The sequence below is a fragment of the Variovorax sp. dw_954 genome, assembly GCF_018449755.1.
Classification (GTDB): Bacteria; Pseudomonadota; Gammaproteobacteria; order Burkholderiales; family Burkholderiaceae_C; genus Variovorax.
In genome coordinates this window covers 43,203-63,724 of sequence record NZ_JAAVVD010000010.1, presented here as the reverse complement: position 1 = coordinate 63,724, position 20,522 = coordinate 43,203, and the positions used below count along the sequence as shown (strand labels likewise).

Annotated in this window: 18 protein-coding genes; 16 read left to right on the top strand and 2 right to left on the bottom strand. The window is 67.1% G+C overall.

Annotation, left to right across the window (positions count from 1 at the left end; all coding sequences use genetic code 11):
- Positions 1–20 precede the first annotated feature (20 nt).
- The gene (locus HB681_RS17060) at positions 21–758 is read right to left on the bottom strand and encodes an IclR family transcriptional regulator (protein ID WP_213956047.1); all 738 of its coding nucleotides are present in this window, start codon (positions 756–758) and stop codon (positions 21–23) included.
- 110 nt (positions 759–868) lie between these two features.
- Between HB681_RS17060 and HB681_RS17055 the strand changes: the two genes are divergently transcribed.
- The 5 genes from HB681_RS17055 to HB681_RS17035 all read left to right on the top strand — a co-directional run bounded on the left by HB681_RS17055 (position 869) and on the right by HB681_RS17035 (position 6,583).
- Positions 869–1,807: a hydroxymethylglutaryl-CoA lyase gene (locus tag HB681_RS17055; protein ID WP_213956046.1), complete on the top strand. Its 939-nt coding sequence runs from the start codon at positions 869–871 to the stop codon at positions 1,805–1,807.
- Positions 1,800–2,993, top strand: coding sequence for a CaiB/BaiF CoA-transferase family protein (locus HB681_RS17050; protein WP_213956045.1), 1,194 nt, complete (start codon positions 1,800–1,802; stop codon positions 2,991–2,993). Before HB681_RS17055 ends, HB681_RS17050 begins: the two co-directional genes overlap by 8 nt.
- 68 nt (positions 2,994–3,061) lie before the next feature.
- Positions 3,062–3,997, top strand: a complete 936-nt coding sequence (locus HB681_RS17045) for a LysR family transcriptional regulator (protein ID WP_213956044.1) — start codon at positions 3,062–3,064, stop codon at positions 3,995–3,997.
- A gap of 32 nt (positions 3,998–4,029) precedes the next feature.
- A complete protein-coding gene (locus tag HB681_RS17040) occupies positions 4,030–4,482 on the top strand; it encodes a DUF2214 family protein (protein ID WP_213956043.1) in 453 nt (150 codons plus the stop codon).
- Positions 4,483–4,540: 58 nt separating this feature from the next.
- On the top strand, positions 4,541–6,583 hold the full coding sequence (locus tag HB681_RS17035) for a fused MFS/spermidine synthase (protein ID WP_213956042.1): 2,043 nt from the start codon (positions 4,541–4,543) through the stop codon (positions 6,581–6,583).
- Between the two features lie 71 nt (positions 6,584–6,654).
- Here the strand turns inward: HB681_RS17035 and HB681_RS17030 are convergent, their stop codons facing one another.
- Positions 6,655–6,975, bottom strand: a complete 321-nt coding sequence (locus tag HB681_RS17030; RefSeq protein ID WP_213956041.1) for a hypothetical protein — start codon at positions 6,973–6,975, stop codon at positions 6,655–6,657.
- Positions 6,976–7,103: 128 nt separating this feature from the next.
- Here HB681_RS17030 and argS point away from each other — a divergent pair, with 128 nt between their 5' ends.
- From argS to HB681_RS16975, 11 genes are all read left to right on the top strand, one after another.
- A complete protein-coding gene (argS, locus tag HB681_RS17025) occupies positions 7,104–8,801 on the top strand; it encodes an arginine--tRNA ligase (protein WP_213956040.1) in 1,698 nt (565 codons plus the stop codon).
- A 5-nt stretch (positions 8,802–8,806) separates the two neighbouring features.
- Positions 8,807–9,523 carry an SPOR domain-containing protein gene (locus HB681_RS17020; RefSeq protein WP_213956039.1) on the top strand — a complete coding sequence of 239 codons (717 nt, stop codon included), beginning with the start codon at positions 8,807–8,809 and terminating at the stop codon, positions 9,521–9,523.
- A 131-nt stretch (positions 9,524–9,654) separates the two neighbouring features.
- Positions 9,655–10,302: a thiol:disulfide interchange protein DsbA/DsbL gene (locus HB681_RS17015; RefSeq protein ID WP_213956038.1), complete on the top strand. Its 648-nt coding sequence runs from the start codon at positions 9,655–9,657 to the stop codon at positions 10,300–10,302.
- 102 nt (positions 10,303–10,404) lie between these two features.
- Complete coding sequence (gene lptA / locus HB681_RS17010) at positions 10,405–11,112, top strand: lipopolysaccharide transport periplasmic protein LptA (RefSeq protein ID WP_213956037.1); 708 nt, start codon at positions 10,405–10,407, stop codon at positions 11,110–11,112.
- The gene (gene lptB, locus HB681_RS17005; protein ID WP_345944695.1) at positions 11,109–11,951 is read left to right on the top strand and encodes an LPS export ABC transporter ATP-binding protein; all 843 of its coding nucleotides are present in this window, start codon (positions 11,109–11,111) and stop codon (positions 11,949–11,951) included. Before lptA ends, lptB begins: the two co-directional genes overlap by 4 nt.
- An 11-nt stretch (positions 11,952–11,962) precedes the next feature.
- A complete protein-coding gene (locus tag HB681_RS17000; protein ID WP_213956036.1) occupies positions 11,963–13,549 on the top strand; it encodes an RNA polymerase factor sigma-54 in 1,587 nt (528 codons plus the stop codon).
- Between the two features lie 374 nt (positions 13,550–13,923).
- Complete coding sequence (locus tag HB681_RS16995) at positions 13,924–15,291, top strand: UDP-glucose/GDP-mannose dehydrogenase family protein (protein WP_213956035.1); 1,368 nt, start codon at positions 13,924–13,926, stop codon at positions 15,289–15,291.
- Between the two features lie 460 nt (positions 15,292–15,751).
- Positions 15,752–16,507: a hypothetical protein gene (locus HB681_RS16990; protein ID WP_213956034.1), complete on the top strand. Its 756-nt coding sequence runs from the start codon at positions 15,752–15,754 to the stop codon at positions 16,505–16,507.
- A gap of 129 nt (positions 16,508–16,636) precedes the next feature.
- Positions 16,637–18,847 carry a YjbH domain-containing protein gene (locus HB681_RS16985; protein ID WP_213956033.1) on the top strand — a complete coding sequence of 737 codons (2,211 nt, stop codon included), beginning with the start codon at positions 16,637–16,639 and terminating at the stop codon, positions 18,845–18,847.
- A gap of 34 nt (positions 18,848–18,881) precedes the next feature.
- Complete coding sequence (locus tag HB681_RS16980; RefSeq protein ID WP_213956032.1) at positions 18,882–20,054, top strand: polysaccharide biosynthesis/export family protein; 1,173 nt, start codon at positions 18,882–18,884, stop codon at positions 20,052–20,054.
- On the top strand, positions 20,054–20,488 hold the full coding sequence (locus tag HB681_RS16975; protein ID WP_213956031.1) for a low molecular weight protein-tyrosine-phosphatase: 435 nt from the start codon (positions 20,054–20,056) through the stop codon (positions 20,486–20,488). The genes HB681_RS16980 and HB681_RS16975 overlap by 1 nt, the downstream gene beginning before the upstream one ends.
- The last annotated feature ends 34 nt before the right edge of the window (positions 20,489–20,522 follow it).

The following is a 20,522-nucleotide window of genomic DNA, read 5'->3' as shown; positions in this document are numbered from 1 at the left end:
TGAATGCAGGTAATAGAGGGTCAGACACGGCCATTGAGCTGCTTCGCAGCGGCCAAAACGGGCCCGATGTAGGCCGGGTCGTAGCGGTGCGCCGGCATGGTGAGGGTCACCGCTGCGGCCAGCGCGCCGTGCGCATCGTGCACCGGGGCGGATATGCCCGCGACATCGGCGAGGCGGTCGCCGACGCTGCTGAAGTAGCCGTCCTTGCGGATCTTCGCGTAGAGGGCCTTGTCCTTGCCGACCGGCGCGTTTGCCTCGGTGTCGAACGCCGTGAGCACGCGTCCGCCAGTGCCCCGCCCGAGCGGCAGCACGTCACCGGCCTTGATGTGGTCGCGGATCGGATGAGGTGAATCGATGCGATAGAGGCACACGCGCACCGCGTCGGGGCCATGTCCCTGCTTCACGTGGTACGCCGCGCTCTCGCCGGTGGCCGCGACCAGCTCGCGCAGCACGGGCGGCACGATCTGGTCGAGCGAGAAGGCGGCCGCATAGAGGCTGTGCAAGCGTGCAATCTCTGCGCCCAGCGCGTAGCGACCGTCGTTGAGCCGGCGGACCAGCGCGGCATGTTCCAGCGAGGCGAGCAGCCGCAGCACGGTGCTCTTGTAGAGCTGCGTGCGCGCGGCGAAGTCGCCCAGCGACAAGGCCTCGTCGCCAGGCTGGAACGCGGCCAGCAGGCTCAGCGCGCGGTCGACCGCGGCGGCACCGCCGGGCGCGGCGTTGAGGTCGGAAGCTGATTCGGTCTGGGCTTTGCGTGGCATGGCATCTCCTGGCGCGTGGCTTGACAGCTTGCCGACCCGTCGATTTAATTCTGTTTGTCAGAATATAGTTCTGATAGATAGAACGGTCAAGCCAGCGGAGAAAAATGGACATGACATCCCCCCAGGTGCTGATCAGCGAGGTCGGTCCGCGCGACGGCCTGCAATCGGTCAAGGCCACGATGCCGACCGCCGACAAGCTGCGCTGGATCGACGCGCTCCACGCGGCCGGTGTGCGCGAGATCGAGGTCGCCTCCTTCGTGCCCGCGCGGCTGCTGCCGCAGATGGTCGACGCGGCCGAGGTGGTGCGCCATGCGATCACGCTCCCCGGCCTCACCGTGATGGCGCTGGTGCCCAACCGGCGCGGCGCCGAGGCGGCGCTGGCCGCCGGCGTGCACAAGCTCACGATGCCGGTCTCGGCCAGCGCCGCGCATTCGCTCGCCAACGTGCGCAAGACGCGCGAGCAGATGGTCGAGGAGGTGCGCACCATCGCCGACCTGCGTCGCGACATTGCGCCGCACGTCCGGCTCGAGGCCGGCATCTCGACGGCCTTCGGCTGCACGTTGCAAGGCGATGTGCCGGAGGACGAAGTGATCGCGCTCGCGGTGCAATGCATCGCCGCGGGCGCCGACGAATCGGGCCTCTCCGACACCGTCGGCTATGCCAACCCGGCGCAGGTGCGCCGCCTCTTCGGGCGCCTGCGCGCCGAACTCGGCGAGCACGCCGGCGCAGCCCACATGCACAACACGCGCGGACTCGGCCTGGCCAACTGTCTCGCTGCCTATGAAGAAGGTGTGCGCACCTTCGACGCGTCGCTCGGCGGGCTCGGCGGCTGCCCCTACGCACCCGGCGCCTCCGGCAACGTCGTCACCGAAGACCTCGTCTTCATGCTCGAGGCGATGGGCGTGCGCACCGGCATCGACCTTGCCAAGCTCATCGCCGCGCGCGCGCCCCTCATCTCCGGCCTGCCCGGCGAGCCGGTCTACGGCATGACGCCCGAGGCCGGCCTGCCCAAAGGCTTCGTCCAGCAAGGGAGCACCGCCAATGCCTGAAGCACACAAGCCATTGCCCTACGCGGGCATCCGCGTCATCGAATTCACCCACATGGTCATGGGCCCGACCTGCGGGCTGCTGCTGGGGGACCTCGGCGCGGAAGTCATCAAGGTCGAGCCGGTGGAAGGCGACAACACGCGCCGGCTGCTTGGTTCCGGCGCGGGATTCTTCCCGGCCTTCAACCGCAACAAGAAGAGCATCGCGCTCGACCTCAAGCGCCCCGAAGGCATCGAGGCGGCACTGCGCCTGATCGCCACCGCGGACATCGTCAGCGAGAACTTCAAGCCCGGCACGATGAAGAAGCTGGGCCTCGACTACGAGCGCCTGAAGAAGCTCAACCCGCGCCTCATCTACGTCAGCCACAAGGGCTTCCTGCCCGGCCCCTACGACCACCGCACCGCGCTCGACGAGGTGGTACAGATGATGGGCGGGCTCGCCTACATGACCGGCCGCGCCGGCGACCCGCTGCGCGCTGGCAGCAGCGTCAACGACATCATGGGCGGCATGTTCGGCGCGATCGGCGCGATGGCGGCACTCAGGCAACGCGAGCAGACTGGCGAAGGCTGCGAGGTGCAATCCGCGCTGTTCGAGAACAACATCTTCCTGGTCGCGCAGCACATGCTGCAGTTCGCCGCCACCGGCAAGGCGGCCGACCCGATGCCCAGCCGCATCTCGGCGTGGGCCGTCTATGACGTCTTCACGGTGAAGGATGGCGAGCAGATCTTCCTGGCTGCGGTCAGCGACAAGCAATGGGCCATCTTCTGCAAGGCCTTCGGGCTGGAGGAGATGCTGGCCGACCCGCGCCTGAAGACCAACAACGACCGCGTTCTCGCGCGCGAATGGATGATGCCGGTCCTGCGCTCGCACCTGGCCGACCACAGCGCCGCGGAACTCAGCGCGGTGTTCGAGCAGAACGAACTGCCGTTCGCGCCGATTACCAAGCCGCAGGATCTGTTCGACGATCCGCACCTCAACGCCACCGGCGGCCTCGCGCCGATCCGCATGAACGACGGCAGCACCTCGAAGGCGCCGCTGATGCCGTTCACGATCGGCGGCGAGCGCCCCGGCATTCGCCTGCAGCCGCCGTTGCTCGGCGAGCACACGAACGCGCTGCTCACGGAAGTCGGCTACAGCGACGCCGATATCGAAGCGCTCAGGTCACAACGCATCACCACGGGAGACTGATCCGATCAACCCGCTGGTGCCTTCCTCGCGACAATGCGCCGTGATGAACTGACGCAAATGCCCTCGCGATGGACCGCCTCAAGCAACTCGAATCCTTCGTCTCGGTCGCCACTCGCGGCAGCCTGACGGCGGCCGCCAAGGCCGAGAACGTGGCGCCCGCGATCATGGGGCGGCGCATCGATGCGCTGGAGGAGCGCCTCGGCGTCAAGCTGCTCGTGCGCACCACGCGGCGCATCACGCTCACGCACGAGGGCAGTGCCTTCCTCGAGGACTGCCAGCGCCTGCTGGTCGAGTTCGCCAATGCCGAGGCCAGCGTCAGCGCCGGCGGTGTCAAGGCCAGCGGCCACTTGCGTGTCACGGCACCGGCAGGCTTCGGCCGCCGCCATGTCGCGCCGCTGGTGCCGCGCTTCCATGCGCTGCATCCGGAAGTGCGCATCTCGTTGAACCTCAGCGACCGCGTCATCGACGTGGCCGGCGAAGGCTATGACTGCGCCGTGCGCGTGGGCGACCTGCCCGACTCCTCGCTCGTGAGCCTGCGCCTCGCGGACAACCGCCGTCGCTGTGTCGCCACGCCGGAGTTCATCCGCCGCCATGGCGCGCCACGGCATCCGGCGGACCTCGTGCGCTTTGCCTGCCTGACCCTGTCGAGCGACGCTTCGCAAACCCGCGGCTGGGCGTTCCGCCTGCCGCCGAGGCCGGGCACGGAAGGCGGCGACGAGGTGACCCACCTGCGTCCCAGCGGCCCGCTCGACTGCACCGACGGCCAGGTGCTGCACGACTGGTGCCTGGCCGGCCACGGCATCGCATGGCGCAGCAACTGGGAGGTCGAGGCCGAGATCGATGCGGGCCTGCTGGTGCCGCTGCTCGACGACTTCGCCGCGCCACCGAACGGCGTCTATGCCGTGTTCCCCCAGCGCAAGCACCTGCCCCTGCGGGTGCGGCTGTGGCTGGACTTCCTCAAGGAGCAGTACGGCAGGCCCGAGTACTGGGGCCGCCGCGCATAGTCAGCCGGGCACGATGCTTGCACAATGAAGCGATGACCCTCGAAGCCATCCTTGCCTACCTGCATCTGCTGGCCATCCTGACGATGGTGGTCTTCATCGCGAGCGAGGCGGCGCTGTGCCGCATCGACTGGCTGAACGCCGCCGTGGTGGAGCGGCTGGCGCGGGTCGACATGGTCTACGGCATCGCGGCCGTGCTGGTGCTGCTGACCGGCTTGCTGCGCACCTGGCTCGGCGTCAAGGGCACGGGCTGGTACTGGACCAACCCCTTGCTGCACATCAAGCTCACGCTGTTCATCAGCGTCGGCATCGTCTCCGCCTTCCCGACGATCACGTACATGCGCTGGCGCAAGACCCTGCGAGCGACGGGCGCGCTGCCCGCCGAGGCTGAAGTGAAGAAGACCCGCAAGCTCGTGATGATCCAGGCCCACCTGATCGCGCTCATCCCGCTCTTCGCGGTGTTCCTGGCGCGGGGCTACGGCAAGTAGGCTGCGGCGGCCGGCGGGCGCACGCGACAAGCACAACACATACATGGGAGGAGGGCTCATGAGTCCTGGGTACATCAAGCTTCTGTTCGCCGGCACGATCTTCACGAGTGCCTTCCTGCTGTTCCTGGTCCAGCCCCTGATCGCCAAGCAGATCCTGCCGTGGTTCGGCGGGTCGGCGGCGGTGTGGTCGATCTGCATGGTGTTTTTCCAGGTCGTGCTGCTGGCGGGCTATGCGTATTCCGATGCGGTCACGCGTCGGCTCAGCGTGAAGGCGCAGGCGCGGCTGCACGTTGCGCTGCTGCTGCTGAGCCTGGCTTTCCTGCCGATCGTGACCAGCGCCCGCTGGAAGCCCGCAGGCTCCGAAGACCCGACGCTCTGGATCCTCGGGCTGCTGCTGGGCACCATCGGGCTGCCCTATTTCCTGCTGTCGACCACCGGGCCGCTGGTGCAATCGTGGCTCTCGCGCACGCCGTGGGGCGCGCAGGTGTACCGCTACTTCTCGCTGTCGAACCTCGCTTCGCTGGCCTCGCTGCTGAGCTACCCGGTGCTGATCGAGCCCCACAGCTCACTGCTGAGGCAGGCGCAGGGCTGGTCGTGGGCCTATGCGGCATTCGTGCTGCTGTGCATCGGCACGACGCTGTATGCGGCGCGGCAAGGCACTGCGACGCCGACCGCAGGCGCCGCCGAGGCCGTGCCTGCGCCGACGGCACATGCGCAGGCGCCCGGCATCGCCGACTACCTGCTCTGGCTCGGCCTGCCCGCCCTCGGCTCCTGGCTGCTGCTCGCCATCACCAACCACATCACCCAGAACGTGGCGGCCATTCCCTTCCTCTGGGTGCTGCCGCTGTCGGTCTACCTCCTGACCTTCGTGCTGTGCTTCGAAAGCGACCGGTGGTATCGCAGGGGCTTCTTCCTCCCGGCCACAGCGGTGATGCTGGTGCTGTGCGCCTTCGGCCTGCAGGACAGCCTCGGCTCCGACGTGAAGACCGCGTTGCCGCTCTACGTGATCGGCCTGTTCGTGCTGTGCATGTTCTTCCACGGCGAGATGGCGCGCATGCGGCCGGCGCCGCAGTACCTCACGCGCTTCTACCTGATGCTGTCGCTGGGCGGCGCGATCGGCGGCATCGCGGTCGGGCTCGTCGCGCCGCACGTGCTGCCGGCCTACTACGAGCTGGGTCTCGGCCTGATCCTCAGCGCGCTGGCTGGCGCGGCAGTGCTGCGGGGCCGGCGTCTTGGCTGGGCCGGTGGCATGGTGGTGGCCGCATGCTGCGCCGTCTTCCTGGCACTGCAGGTGCGCAGCGACAGCACCGGCGCACGCGAGATGACACGCAATTTCTACGGCTCTCTGGCCACCATCGACACGCGCCGCGACGACCCCGCCGACAACGTGCGCAAGTTGTTCCACGGTTCCATCAAGCACGGTGAGCAGTTTCTCGCGCCCGCCAGGCGCCGCGAGCCGACCACCTACTACGGTGCCAGTTCAGGCGTCGGGTTGGCCATCGCGGAGGCGCCGCAGGGCCCGCGCCGCGTCGGGTTGATCGGGCTCGGCGCCGGCACGCTCGCGGTCTACGGCCGCGCCGGTGACGTCTTCCGCGTCTACGAGATCAACCCGCAGGTGTTCGAGCTGGCCGACACCGAATTCACCTTCCTGCATGACAGTCCCGCGCAGATCGAGCGCGTGCTCGGCGACGCCCGCCTGGCGCTGGAGCGCGAGGAGCCCCAGCAGTTCGACGTGCTGGCCGTCGATGCCTTCTCGGGCGATTCGGTGCCGATTCATCTCATCACCGAGGAAGCGATGGGGGTCTACCTGCGTCACGTCAAACCCGACGGCGTGATCGCCTTCCACGTGACCAACCGCTTCCTCGCATTGGCCCCGGTCGTCGCGGAGATCGCGAAGGCGCAGGGGCTGCACGCGGTACTCGTGCACGACGAGGCCGAGCACAACGACGCCCTGCGCCGCACCGACTGGGTGCTGGTCTCGCGCAGCGCCGCCCGCCTCGACCGCGAATCGATCCGCAGCGCCAGTGTGCCCGTGACGCCCATCGAGGGCCTGCAAGCCTGGACCGACGACTTCAACAACCTGTTCGGCGTGCTGAAGTAGGGCGCCTTACCGCACAAGCAACAAGGCCCGCGCGCGGCGGGCCTTTGTTCAGCGCTGGGAGCGGCGGGGCATCAGCCCTTCGCCGAGTCCGCCTCGCACTTCTTCATGAAGCTGTTCTTGGCGGCGCCGGCCAGCGGCTTGCCGTTCTTGTCGACAGCCTTGGCCGCGCAAGCGGGCGTGGCGGCGGCCTTGGTGTCCTTCTCGCACTTCTTGACGAAGCTGTTCTTGGCGGCGCCGGCGAGCTTCTTGTCGGCGGCCTGCATGTCGCAGCTGCCGCCCGCGGCGGCGGCTGCCGGCGCGGCGGCAGCGGGTGCCGCGGCCTTGTCTTGGGCTTGCGCCGCGCCGAAGGAGAGGCATGCGCCCAGGGCGACCAGGGAAAGGAGCTTCTTCATGATGGTGTATGTCCTTGCAAGGTGGGTTGTGACAGTTGCCCCGCTCCGGGGCCGACCATCCTAACGGGCGACCCCGTCTGCGGGATGACCGGCGCGGCCATCTCAATTCGCCCCGGTAAAATTCACAAATGCTATTGGTCAAACAAGAGTTGCTCGCTGCACTCGCGAGCACGCTCGAATCCCTCCTGCCCGGCGCCAGCGCCAAGGCCGCCTTCGAATCGCCCAAGGTGGCAGCGCATGGCGACTTCGCCAGCACCGCCGCCATGCAGCTTGCCAAGCCGTTGCAGCGCAAGCCGCGCGAACTCGCCGAGCAACTGAGCGCCGCCCTCATGGCCACGCCGGCCTTTGCCCGGTGGGTCGACTCGGTCGAGATCGCCGGCCCCGGCTTCCTCAACATCCGCCTGAAGACGGCTGCCAAGCAGCAGGTCGTGCGCGAGGTGCTGCACGATGGCGCCGCGTTCGGGCAACAGCCTGCCAATGAGGAACGCGTGCTGGTCGAGTTCGTCTCGGCCAACCCGACCGGTCCGCTGCACGTCGGCCACGGCCGCCAGGCGGCGCTCGGCGACGCCATCTGCAACCTGCTCGCCACGCAGGGCGACCAGGTCTGGCGCGAGTTCTATTACAACGACGCCGGCGTGCAGATCCAGACGCTGGCCAACAGCACGCAGCTGCGGGCCAAGGGATTCAAGCCCGGCGACGCGTGCTGGCCGACCGACCCCGACAACCCCGCCAGCAAGGCCTTCTACAACGGCGACTACATCGCGGACATCGCCGCCGACTTCCTCGCGAAGAAGACCGTCAAGTCCGACGACCGGGAGTTCACCGCCAGCGGCGACGTGGACGACATCGACTCGATCCGCGGCTTCGCCGTGGCCTACCTGCGTCGCGAGCAGGACTTGGACCTGAAGGCCTTCCAGGTGCAGTTCGACCACTACTACCTGGAATCGAGCCTGTACACCAGCGGCCGCGTCGAGGCGACGGTGAACCGCCTGGTCGCCAACGGCAAGACCTACGAGCAGGACGGCGCCCTGTGGCTCAAGTCCACCGACTACGGTGACGACAAGGACCGCGTCATGCGGAAGCAAGACGGCACCTTCACCTACTTCGTGCCCGACGTGGCCTACCACATCGCCAAATGGGAGCGCGGCTTCCACAAGGTCGTCAACATCCAGGGCACCGACCACCACGGCACCATCGCACGCGTGCGCGCCGGCCTGCAGGCAGCAGGCGAGGGCATCCCAACGGGCTACCCCGACTACGTGCTCCACACCATGGTGCGCGTGGTGCGCAGCGGGGAGGAAGTCAAGATCAGCAAGCGCGCCGGCAGCTACGTCACGTTGCGCGACCTGATCGAGTGGACCAGCACCGACGCCGTGCGTTTCTTCCTGCTGAGCCGCAAGCCCGACACCGAATACACCTTCGACATCGACCTGGCCCTCGCGCAGAACAACGACAACCCGGTGTACTACGTGCAGTACGCCCATGCCCGCATCTGCAAGATGCTGCGGGACTGGGGCGGCGACGTCGGTTCGCTGCAAGACGTCGACCTGTCGTCGCTGCAGGTTCCGCAGGCGCAGACGCTGATGCTGCAACTCGCCAAGTACCCGGAAATGCTCACGGCGGCGGCCCGCGATTTCGCCCCGCACGATGTCACTTTTTACCTCCGTGAACTGGCTGCCAACCTGCACAGCTACTACGATGCCGAGCGCGTGCTGGTCGACGACGAAACGCTGAAGAACGCGCGCCTGGCGCTGGTCGCCGCATGCGCGCAGGTACTGCACAATGGCTTGGCGGTGCTCGGCGTCAGCGCGCCGGAGAGAATGTGACATCCATGAAAAAACGACAAAGCGGCAATGTAGTCATCGGCCTGATCATCGGGCTCGTCATCGGCCTGGGGGTGGCCTTGGGCATCGCGGTCTATGTGACCAAGGTGCCGATCCCGTTCATGACCAAGACGCAGCGCGGTGGCGCCGAGCAGGACGAAGCCGAGGCCCGCAAGAACCGCGACTGGGACCCGAACGGCCCGCTGGCCGGAAAGGCGGGCGCCAAGCCGCCCGCCGCGCCGGTACCGGTCGCCGCCGCGCCCGCGACAGCGCCCCAGCCCGCCACGGTGGGCCCGCTCAATCCGCCGGGCACGGCGCCGGTGCCCGTGGTGGTCGCCCCCACCACCAAGCCCGCCACCAAGCCGGTGACGCCGGCCGAAGCCAACGCCCTGCCGCCTTCCTCCAGCGACCCGATCGGCGACCTGGCCCGCTCGAAGACTGGCGGCAGCACGCAGGTGGCTGCCGCGGCGCCTTCTTCCGGCGCGGACCCCTTCATGTACTTCGTGCAGGCCGGCGCGTTCCGCTCCACCGAGGATGCCGAGGCGCAACGCGCCAAGTTGTCGCTGATGGGCGTCGAGACCAAGGTCACCGAACGCGAGCAGGCCGGACGCACGGTCTACCGCGTGCGCGCCGGCCCGTACAGCAAGAAGGACGACGCCGACCGCTTGAAGGAGCGGCTCGACAGCGGCGGTCTGGACACCGCCCTGGTGCGGGTGCAGAAGTAGGCGCCATCCCCGGCCTCCGCGCGCTGCGTCGGAAACTGAATGAAACTTGCAGGGAGAATGGGCCGGGCTTGCGCGCGTGGAACTTCGCGCCGCATGGCAGGCTCTGTCAGCCGCACTGGAGAAATTGTTCAATGAATCGTCGTGATTTTTCGCTCGCCGCCACTTCGCTGGGGCTGCTTCCCTTGGCCAGCCCTTCGCATGCGCAGGCGCCCATGTTCTCGGCTGGCAAGGACTACATCAAGCTCGGCAAGCCCGCGCCGGTGGATTCGCCGGCCGGCAAGGTCGAGGTGGTCGAGTTCTTTTCGTACAACTGCCCGCACTGCGCCGCCTTCGAGCCGGACCTCGAGGCCTGGGTCAAGAAACTGCCGCCGCAGGTCGCTTTCCGGCGCGTGCCGGTGGCCTTCGTCGGCAACGACGTCGAAAGCAAGCAGCGCATGTACTACGCGCTGGAGGCGATGGGCAAGGTCGACGACATGCAGATGAAGATCTTCGACGCCATCCACCGCCAACGCCAGCCGGTCATGGGCGACGACGCGATCCTGGCCTGGGTGGCCAAGCAGCCGGAACTCGACGCCAAGAAATTCGGCGAGATGTTCAAGTCCTTCTCGGTCGCCGGCAAGGCCAAGCGCGCCACGCAACTGCAGAACGACTACCAGGTCACCGGCGTTCCGGCGTTCGGCGTGGCCGGTCGCTGGTACGTGGACGGCGAACTGGCCCGCAGCATGGAGCGTGCGTTGCAGATTACCGACTACTTGGTCGTCGAAGCGCGCAAGGGTTGAGAAAAGTCAACTGGCAGTAAATATCGACCTCCGACACTGGGCCTTTCGTCAAGGCCGCGTCAGCCTGCCGCATACAATGGGCGCAGCAAGTTTCGTGCCTTTATGACAACGCGCCCCATCCACCACTCCCAGCTTCCATCCCTACGCAAGGCAACCCTGAGTCTGCTCGCAGTGGCGGCCGTGGCGGGTGCGCCGCTTGCGCACGCTGAAAAGGCCGACCGCGCCAAGCCGATGAACATCGAGTCGGACGCCATGCGCTACGACGACCTGAAGCAGACCAGCGTGTTCACCGGCACGGTGGTCGTCACCAAGGGCACGATCATCATCCGCGGCGCGCGCATCGACGTGCGGCAGGACCCGGAGGGCTACCAGTACGGCGTGGTCACCGCCGCGCCCGGCAAGCTGGCCTACTACAAGCAGAAGCGCGATGCACCCGGCGGCGACGAGTGGATCGAAGGCGAGTCCGACCGCATCGAGTACGACAGCCGCGCCGACAACGTCAAGTTCATCGGCCATGCCGTGATGCGCCGCCTGATCGGCAGCAAGGTCAACGACGAAAGCAGCGGCCCGCTGATCGTCTACGACCAGAGCAACGACACCTTCACCGTCAACGGCTCGACCGTGCCGCCGGACGCCGCCGTGTCGTCCGGCACGCAGGGCGCGCGCGTGCGTGCCGTGCTCACGCCGCGCCCGCCGGTCAATGCATTGCCGGGCAGTCCCCGGGCTGGTTCCGCGCCTCCGGCGCCAGCGCCGGCCCCGGGCGCCGGCCTGCGCTCCACCACCACGCTCGGTGGGGAAGCGCCCCCGTGATGCGCAACGACAACGCCCTGATCGACACAGGCGGCGAGCCCTTGCTCGGGTCGGGTGGGGGCGCCGTCACGGCGGTCCCCGGCAACGGCAGCCGCCTCGACGCGCGCGGCCTGCAGAAGTCCTACGGCAGCCGCATGGTGGTCAAGGACGTGTCGCTCGGCGTGCAGAAGGGCGAAGTGGTCGGCTTGCTGGGCCCCAACGGCGCCGGCAAGACCACGTCCTTCTACATGATCGTCGGGCTGGTCCGGGCCGATGCCGGCGACATCACCATCGACGGCGAGCCGATCGCGCACATGCCGATCCACCGCCGCGCGCGCATGGGCCTGAGCTACCTGCCGCAGGAAGCTTCGATCTTCCGCAAGCTCACGGTCGAGCAGAACGTGCGCGCCGTGCTGGAGCTGCAATTCGAGACCAATGCCAACGGCAAGCGGGTGCCGCTCGGCAAGGCGCGCATCGAGGAGCGCCTGACCGAGCTCCTGAGCGACCTGCGCGTCGAACATCTGCGCGATTCCCCGGCACTGTCACTGTCGGGCGGCGAGCGCAGGCGCGTGGAAATCGCGCGGGCGCTGGCCACGCAGCCGCGCTTCATCCTGCTGGACGAGCCCTTCGCGGGGATCGACCCGATCGCCGTGATCGAGATCCAGCGGATCATCAGCTTCCTGAAGGGGCGCGGCATCGGCGTGCTCATCACGGATCACAACGTGCGGGAGACGCTGGGCATCTGCGATCACGCTTTCATCATCAGCGACGGGCAAGTGCTGGCACAAGGCACGCCTTCGGAGATCGTCGACAACGCGGAGGTACGCAGGGTGTACCTCGGCGAGCATTTCAGAATGTAGGGGCCTTCGGCATGAAGCAAGGCCTGTCGCTGCGCGTATCGCAGCACCTGGCACTGACGCCCCAATTGCAGCAGTCGATCCGGCTGCTGCAACTGTCGACGCTGGAACTGAGCCAGGAAGTCGAGCAGATGCTCGACGACAACCCGTTCCTCGAACGCACCGCGGAGGAGGCTGTGCGCGAGGAGTTCGGCCTCGAAGCCGCCGACGCGCCGCCGCCGCGTGACGACGACTTCGCCACCCCACCGATCGCCAACGGCGCGGACGGCCCTGCCTCCGCCACCGCGTCGAGCGAGGCGGATTCCGCCACCGCCGATGCGACCGCGGACGGCGTCTCCGACAGCGAGCCCGACTGGGGCGGCGACGGCACTGTCGACATGGTGCCCGACGACAGCGAATGGGGCGGCGACGCCCCCGCGCGCGCCAACAACCTGGGCGGCGACGAGCGCGCCGACGCCACCGAGCTGGCGCGCAGCCAGGAGTCGCTGCAGGCCTTCCTGCACCGCCAGGCCCTGGGCCTGCGCCTCGACGAGACCGACCGCGCCGCGCTGAGTTTCCTGATCGAGTCGCTCAACGACGACGGCTACCTGGAGGACTCGCTGCCTGCGCTGGCCTCGGGCCTGGCCGGCAACGACAACGACGAGTTCGACGAACTGGTGCATCGCTTCCAGATGGCGCTGGGCCTGCTGCAGAGCCTGGAGCCGGTCGGCGTGGGTGCGCGCGACCTGGGCGAATGCCTGGCGATCCAGTTGCGCGCGCTGGCGCGTGCCGATGAAGCCGAGGACGAGGAGCAGGTGCGCAAGGTCGCCATCGCCATCTGCAAATTGCCGATGGACCTGCTGGCCCGCCGCGACTTCAAGCGCCTGGCCACGCTCACCAAGAGCAACGAGGAACTGGTGCGCGCGGCGATGCAGCTCATCGCGCGGCTGGAGCCCAAGCCGGGCCGCCGCTTCGTCGACGTGGAGCGCAACGTGGTCGTGCCCGACGTGATCGTCACGCGCACCGGTCGCGGCGCCACGCTCAGGTTCCGCGTCATGCTCAACCCCGACGTCATGCCGCGCCTGCGCGTGCACGACATCTACGCCGGTGCGCTGAAGGCGCACAAGGGCGAGGGCAGCCAGGCGCTGTCGCAGCGGCTGCAGGAGGCACGCTGGTTCATCAAGAACATACAGCAGCGATTCGACACGATCCTGCGCGTAAGCAACGCCATCGTCGAGCGGCAGAAGAACTTCTTCGTGCACGGCGAACTGGCAATGCGGCCACTGGTGTTGCGCGAGATTGCCGACGAACTCGGGCTGCACGAGTCGACGATCAGCCGCGTGACGACCGCGAAGTACATGTCGACGCCCTACGGCACGGTGGAACTCAAGTACTTCTTCGGGTCGGCGCTGGGTACGGAGACCGGCGGGAATGCGTCCAGCACGGCGGTGCGGGCGCTGATCAAGCAGTTCGTGACGAGCGAGAACATCAAGAAGCCGCTGTCGGACAGCCAGATCTCGGACATGCTCAAGGAGCAGGGGATCGAGTGCGCGCGGCGGACGGTGGCGAAGTACCGCGAAGCACTGCGGATCGCGCCGGCGAATTTACGCAAGGCTTTGTAGTGCGTCCCAGCGTTGCAGTGCAATGTTGCAACCGCTTAGGCCTCCGCAAAAGTCGCTAACTTTCGTCAAGTTGTGGCTTGGTTGCGTTTGCAGCTTTCATGTCGCTCACAGGGGATGCGCGGGCCGGCACGCGCTGTGCCGCTACAATACATTTAGACATAATTGTTAGCGACCGCTATAACTCGGTAGTCACTGCGCGGATGGGCGCTACGCCTCCAACCACACGCAATCTTGTCCCGGCGGCCCGGACTTGTTTCAAGTCGCCCATAGGAACTCCGCGAACTGGTCCAAGACCCAGTTCGGTGAGTGCCTGAAAACCCATCGCTTGCTTCGGCGTGCTGCCTATTGCCGCAGGTCGATTTGATTTCGCATCCATGAACATCACCATCATCGGCACCGGCTATGTCGGGCTCGTCACTGGCGTCTGCCTGGCCGACCTCGGCAACCACGTTTTCTGCCTCGACCTCGACCCGGTCAAGATCCAGACGCTCAACAGCGGCGGCATCCCCATCTACGAGGCCGGCCTGGCCGACCTCGTGCACTCGAACGTGGCCGCCAAACGCCTGACCTTCTCGACCGACGTCGAGGCGGCCGTGGCGCATGGCGACGTGCAGTTCATCGCGGTCGGCACGCCGCCCGACGAAGATGGCAGCGCCGACCTGAAATATGTGCTGGCCGCGGCGCGCAGCATCGGGCGCAGCATGAACGCCTTCAAGGTCATTGTCGACAAGTCGACCGTGCCCGTGGGCACCGCGGAGAAAGTCGGCGCGGCCATCCGCGACGAACTTACGAAGCGCGGCATGGCCGACCAGCGCTTTGCCGTCGTCAGCAACCCTGAGTTCCTGAAGGAAGGCGCGGCCGTCGAGGATTTCATGCGCCCCGACCGCATCGTGCTGGGCGTGGATGACAACGACGATGGCCGAGACGCGCTCGCCGCCATGCGCAAGCTGTACGCGCCCTTCAACCGCAACCACGAGCGCATGCGCGTGATGAACGTGAAGTCCGCCGAGTTCACCAAGTACGCGGCCAACGCGATGCTGGCCACGCGCATCAGCTTCATGAACGAGCTGGCCAACCTGGCCGACAAGGTGGGCGCCGACATCGAGATGGTGCGCCAGGGCATCGGCTCCGACCCGCGCATCGGCTACAGCTTCCTGTACGCGGGCACCGGTTACGGCGGCAGTTGCTTTCCGAAGGACGTGCAGGCGCTGATGCGCTCCGCGGGTGAATACGGGCAGCGGCTGCAGGTGCTGGAATCGGTCGAGGCGGTCAACGACGCGCAGAAGCACGTCCTCGTGCGCAAGATATTCGAGCGCTTCGGCAATGATCTCCATGGCAAGACCTTCGCCGTGTGGGGCCTGGCCTTCAAGCCCAACACCGACGACATGCGCGAGGCGCCGAGCCGCGTGTTGCTGGGTGCGCTGGCCCGCGCCGGCGCGCGCATCGTGGCGCACGACCCGGTGGCGGTGCAGGAGACCCAGCGCGTGCTGCCGCAGGACTTTGCCGATGCGCCGGAGTGCATCGACCGCATCGAGTACGCGACCGACCCGATGGCCGCGTTGGCAGGTGCCGACGCGCTGGTCATCGTGACCGAGTGGAAAGCCTATCGAAGTCCCAACCTTGAGCGGCTCAAGGCGGTGATGAAAGCGCCGGTGATCTTCGATGGGCGCAATCTCTACGAGCCGGAGACGATGCGCGAGGCGGGCGTCAGCTATTTCGGCATCGGCCGAAACAGTTCCTGACCAAATCCGCCAGTTGGCCGGATCTGCGCGGGCGCAGGAGGATGGCGGTGTAGTTGATCGCGCTGGTTGCTCGCGGTGCGGCTATCGGGCTAAAAAGCAACACCCGCTGCGGCCATCGCTAGTTGCATGCGCATCCGCGGCAATTCTGAAAAGCTGTCAACTCACGCCAAGTTGATGGCTTTGTCGCCTTTGTGCACATTCATGCTCCGCACAACAATTGTGAAGATTCACTAACGCAGGCGGCAATTTTATCCTGCTAAAATACATTTCGTTATGAAAGTTAACGACTGCCACACGAGGCAGTCGTGGGTAGTCAGTGGGTCGTCAGTACCCACGGCGCGCGTTTTTCAACGCGGCGACACGCCAAACCCCAGCAGCAATTCTCTCCAGCGCCTCTCTACTGAAATTTCTGATGAACAAACTCGCGAAAACGAACGGGATCAAACTTTTTGCTTGCGCTGTGGCGCTGGCTTCCCTCGCTGCATGCGGCGGTGGCGGTGGCGGGGGCGGCGGGGGCTTCCTGCCGATCACGGGTGGCGGCAACGGCGCGGGTACGGGTACCGAGGTCTCCGGCACGGCGGCGCGCGGCGCGATGCTCGTGGGTGCAACGGTTTCGATGACGTGCGCAAACGGCGCGACGGTCGCAGGTTCGACCAACGGCCTGGGCGTGTTCACGACCAACAAGGTCGCGTTGACCTACCCGTGCGTCGGCAAGGCAACCCTGGGCAACCTGTCCTATCGCGGCGTCCTGTTCTCCGGCTCGGTGGCCAATTTCACGCCCCTGACCGACATGCTGGTCGAAGCGATGCTGGCGGCCTCGGCTGCTGGTGGCGCCTCGATGACCATGGACGAGTTCCTGGCCAAGATCAAGAAGGACGGCACCTTTGCCGACAGCGTCGTGGCAATGGCCGGCAAGTTCCGCACCGCCGTGCTCGACGCGCTCAAGGCGCTGCTCCTCGCCAACGGCAGGACCGAAGACGAAGTCAACGCGATCCTCGCGGCCGTTCGCGGACAGAACTTCGACGCGGTGATCTTCGGCCTGGGTTCGGACCTCGACAAGTGCCTGGACAACGTCGGCAGCCTGATCGAAAACGCCGACGGCTCGGTCAAGGCCGCGATCCTCGCGGCTGTGAAGGCCTTGGGCGACCTGCTGCCGCTGCCGTCGAGCGGCGCGACCGGCAGTACCGGCGCCTCTACCGGCGCGTCGGGCAACTAAGCCCCGACGCTCCTGGCGAGCGGCCTCTGTCAAAGGGCAGTCGAGAGACTGCCCTTTGCCTTCACGAGCGCGCGCCACAACCACAGGTTCATATAAATCATGGGACGGGTAAGCGAAGTAGGCGCAGGCATGGCCCTGTTCGCCCTGGTCGCGCCGAGTGCATTCGCACAGCAAAGCGCGACGATGAGCGCTGGCGGCTTCACGGGTCTGTCAGTCACGCCGACGGCCCAGTTGCAGCGCTGGGGCTCGATGGGGCTCGCCTATGAAAACCAGGTGGTGGGCGCGCCGACCACCGGTCGCCAAGGCACCACCGGCGACAACTTCGTCGTCGGCTTCGGCCTGCTTCCCAACCTCGAGATTTCCGGCCGCATGGCCGCGAACACGTTCAACACGAACTGCTACACCGAGGCCTGCGGCGTACGCGACCTGTCCTTCAATTTCAAGGCCGGCACACCGCTCGACCATGCGCAACGCTGGAATGCAGCCGTCGGCGCGACCGACCTCGGTGGCGCCGCGACGTACTTCCGCTCGTACTACGGCGTGCTCTCGTACACCGCCTTCGATGCGCGCAACCTCGACCTGAGCCTAGGCTACGCGCACCGCGGCGGAAAGGCCGCGCCCAATCGCGGCACCACGCCGCTGGAGGGGCCGTTCGCAAGCGTCGCCTACCGGCCGATTTCCTGGCTGCAGGGGCAGATCGAATACGTCGATGGTGCGTCGTATGCAGGCGCCCGCGTCTACGCGCCCACCGAGTGGCTGCCCGCGGGTTGGACTGCCCACCTGAGCGCCAACACGCGGATGTCGGGTGATGCGCACACCGAACGCAACTGGTTCGGCGTCGGCCTGACCGTGCCGCTCTACAAGGTGTCGACCGAGCGGCCCGCCTCCGTGCCGGTTGCGGCACCCGGCGCATTGGCGGCGCCCGCGGAACCGCGCCCCGCCACGCGGGAGTTCTCCACCAGCGGCCTGCCTGCATCGCGTCCGCTCGAGTTCATCCCCGCGCAGCCGCCGCAGCCCACGCCGGGCGATGCCAACGACACGAACCGTGTCAGCGACGACCAACTCGGCAAGCTCGCCACCGCGCTGGCGGCCAAGGGCTTCGAGGACATCGCCGTCGGCCGGCTGCCCGATGGCGCTGTCGCCGTCAAGGTCAACAACGCCACCTACAACGTCAACACCGCCGATGGCCTTGGCGTGGCGCTGGGCGTCGTCGCGCGGGAGCTCGGAGCTGCACGCGCGCCCTACCGCCTCGTGCTGACGCAACGTCAACTCGCCATCGTCGGTGCGCGCGGACAAACCGATTGCCTGGCGCAATGGGTCGCGCTGGAAACGCCGGGCTGCACGGCGGTGCGCCTGTCCACGCCGGGCACGGCAGCGCTCGATGCGTCGTTCGACGGCGTGACCTGGATCGTGGGCAATGGCGCGCCCAGCTGGAGCACCGTGCGCCTGTCGCTGCAGCCCGTGCTGCGCAGCACGCTGGGCACGGAATACGGCGTGTTCGACTACTCCGTGGGGGTTCGCGCCACCTTGCAGCAGCCCTTGTGGAAGGGCGCGTATGCGGAGGTCAGCCACGTCGCGCCGCTGGCAGAGTCCGAGGACTTCCGCGGCGACAACGTGTTCAACAAGAGCCGCATCGTCGACGACACCGACCGCGCGCTGGTGCACCAGCTCGTGCGCCTGCCGGTCGAGCGCCTGTTCTCCAACCCGGACACCGCCACCCGCTGGGGCGCCAACGCCCTCACGGCGCACATTGCAGCCGGCCGCTTCGACAGCAACTACCGCGGTGTGTACGCCGAGCTGCGCTGGGAGCCGGGCGAAGGCCGCAACCGCTTCGGCATCGAGGGCGGACGCTTCGACCGCACCACGGACTACGACCGTTACCTGCCCATCGAATCGCGCGCGCTGCTGGCCAGCTACCGCTATGCCTACACGCCGACGCACATCTACTTCGAGGCGAGCGCGGGGCAGTTCATGTACAACGACCGCGGCGTCAAGCTGGGCGTCAAACAGTGGTTCCACGACGTGGCGGTGAGCCTCTACGTGCGCCGCACCAAGTTCGACTGGGAGCCCCGGTCGCGCTCGTTCGCCGGCATCGAGATCTCGATCCCGCTCACCCTGCGCAAGGACATGAACCCGACGAACCACATCCAGGTCACGGGCGTGTCGCGCTGGTCCTATGCCGTGGAAACCGTCGTCCGTGAAAGCAGCAACGACATCACCACCAACCAGGGCGTGCTGCCCAGCGGCGGCGCCCTGGACCGCACCTTCAACTCCGATCGAGCGGGCCTCGCCTACTTCGAAGACAACCTGCCGCGCGTTCGCAGCGCGGCCGGCAAATAAGCAGGCAAGGCCCATGCGCTCCTCCTCACATTCCATGCTGAAAACTCACTTGAAGCGAGCCGCATCGCTTTGTTCGCCCGCGCGGTGGCCGGCTCTGGCCGCTGCCGCTTCGCTGGTGACCGGCTGCGCGCTCGCGCCCGGCATTGCCTTCGACGATCTTCCCGCCAACGACGCGCGCGCATCGGCCACGGCGATGGACGCCACCGGAGACGCGGCGCCCGCCGGCGCGCTGATGGACATCACGCCCGACCTGATCCGCCGCCAGCGCGCGGCGCAAGCCACCGGCGTGGGCGAAGACGTCAAGCGCCTGTTTGCCGCGCCTTCGCAATACCGCATCGGCCCGGGCGACATCCTGAACGTCGTGGTGTGGGATCACCCCGACCTGGTGCTGATGCCGGCCGGCTCACTCACGACCGACGTCATCGGTGGCTCGCCCGTGAGCAATGGCTACAACGTCAGCCCCGAAGGCCTCATCCAGTTTCCCTACGTGGGCGACTTCAAGGTGGGCGGCCTCACCGAATACCAGGTGCGCGACCAGTTGACGAAGCGACTGGCCAAGTACTTCAACGAGCCGAAGGTGACGGTGCGCATCCAGTCGTTCCGCAACGGCCGCGTGTACATCGACGGCTCGGTGCGCACGCCGGGCGTGCAGGCGGTCAACGACATCCCGATGACGCTGCCCGAAGCCATCAACCGCGCCGGCGGCTTTGCGCCCGATGCGGACCGCTCGATGGTGACCATCTCGCGCAACGGCACCACCACGCTGGTCAACATGCAGCAGCTCACGACGCTGGGCATCAACCCCGCCAACATCGTGCTCGGCAGCGGCGACATCGTTCGCGTGTTCAGTCAGGACGATGCGAAGGTGTATGTGATGGGCGAAGTGACCCGACCTGTCGCACAGCCGCTGCGCAATGGCCGCCTGTCCCTCAACCAGGCGCTCGGCGAGGCTGGCGGCGTGAGCACGACGACCGGCAACCCCCGGCAGATCTACGTGGTGCGCACGAAGACCGATGGCTCGCCGGAGATCTATCACCTCGATGCCAGCACGCCGGTGTCTTACGCGCTGGCCGAGGGCTTTGAGCTCCAGGCACGCGACGTGGTCTATGTGGACCCGGTGCCGCTGGTGCGCTGGAGCCGCGTGATCAACATGATCCTGCCGAGCGCTCAGGTGGTCGGCGTGGGCAACACGGTGGTGGGTCGCTGATGCAGAACATCCTTGTGGTGTGCGTCGGCAACATCTGCCGTAGCCCCATCGCCGAGGCCATGCTGGCCCGCGAGTTTCCGGAGAAGAAGGTCTGGTCTGCAGGCTTGGGGGCGCTCGTGGGTGATCCGGCGGATCCGCTGTCTGTCGAAGTGGCGGCGGCAAATGGACTGGATCTGTCGAAGCATCGCGCGCAGCAAGTTGCGAGCTGGATGTGTCAGAACACCGACTTGATCCTGGTGATGGAGCAGGGGCACAAGGCCGAGCTGGAGCAACGGTACCCGTTGGTGCGCGGGAAGGTGTTTCGGCTTGGGGAGCTGCAGAGGCTCGACATCGCCGACCCACACAAGCAACCGAAGGCCGCTTTCGAAGCCGCCTTTGCAGACATAGCCCTCGGCGTCGCCGCATGGGTGCCGCGCATCCACCAGTTGGGTTGAGCTGCGCTTCCGAGCAAGAACAACCGTTTTACCT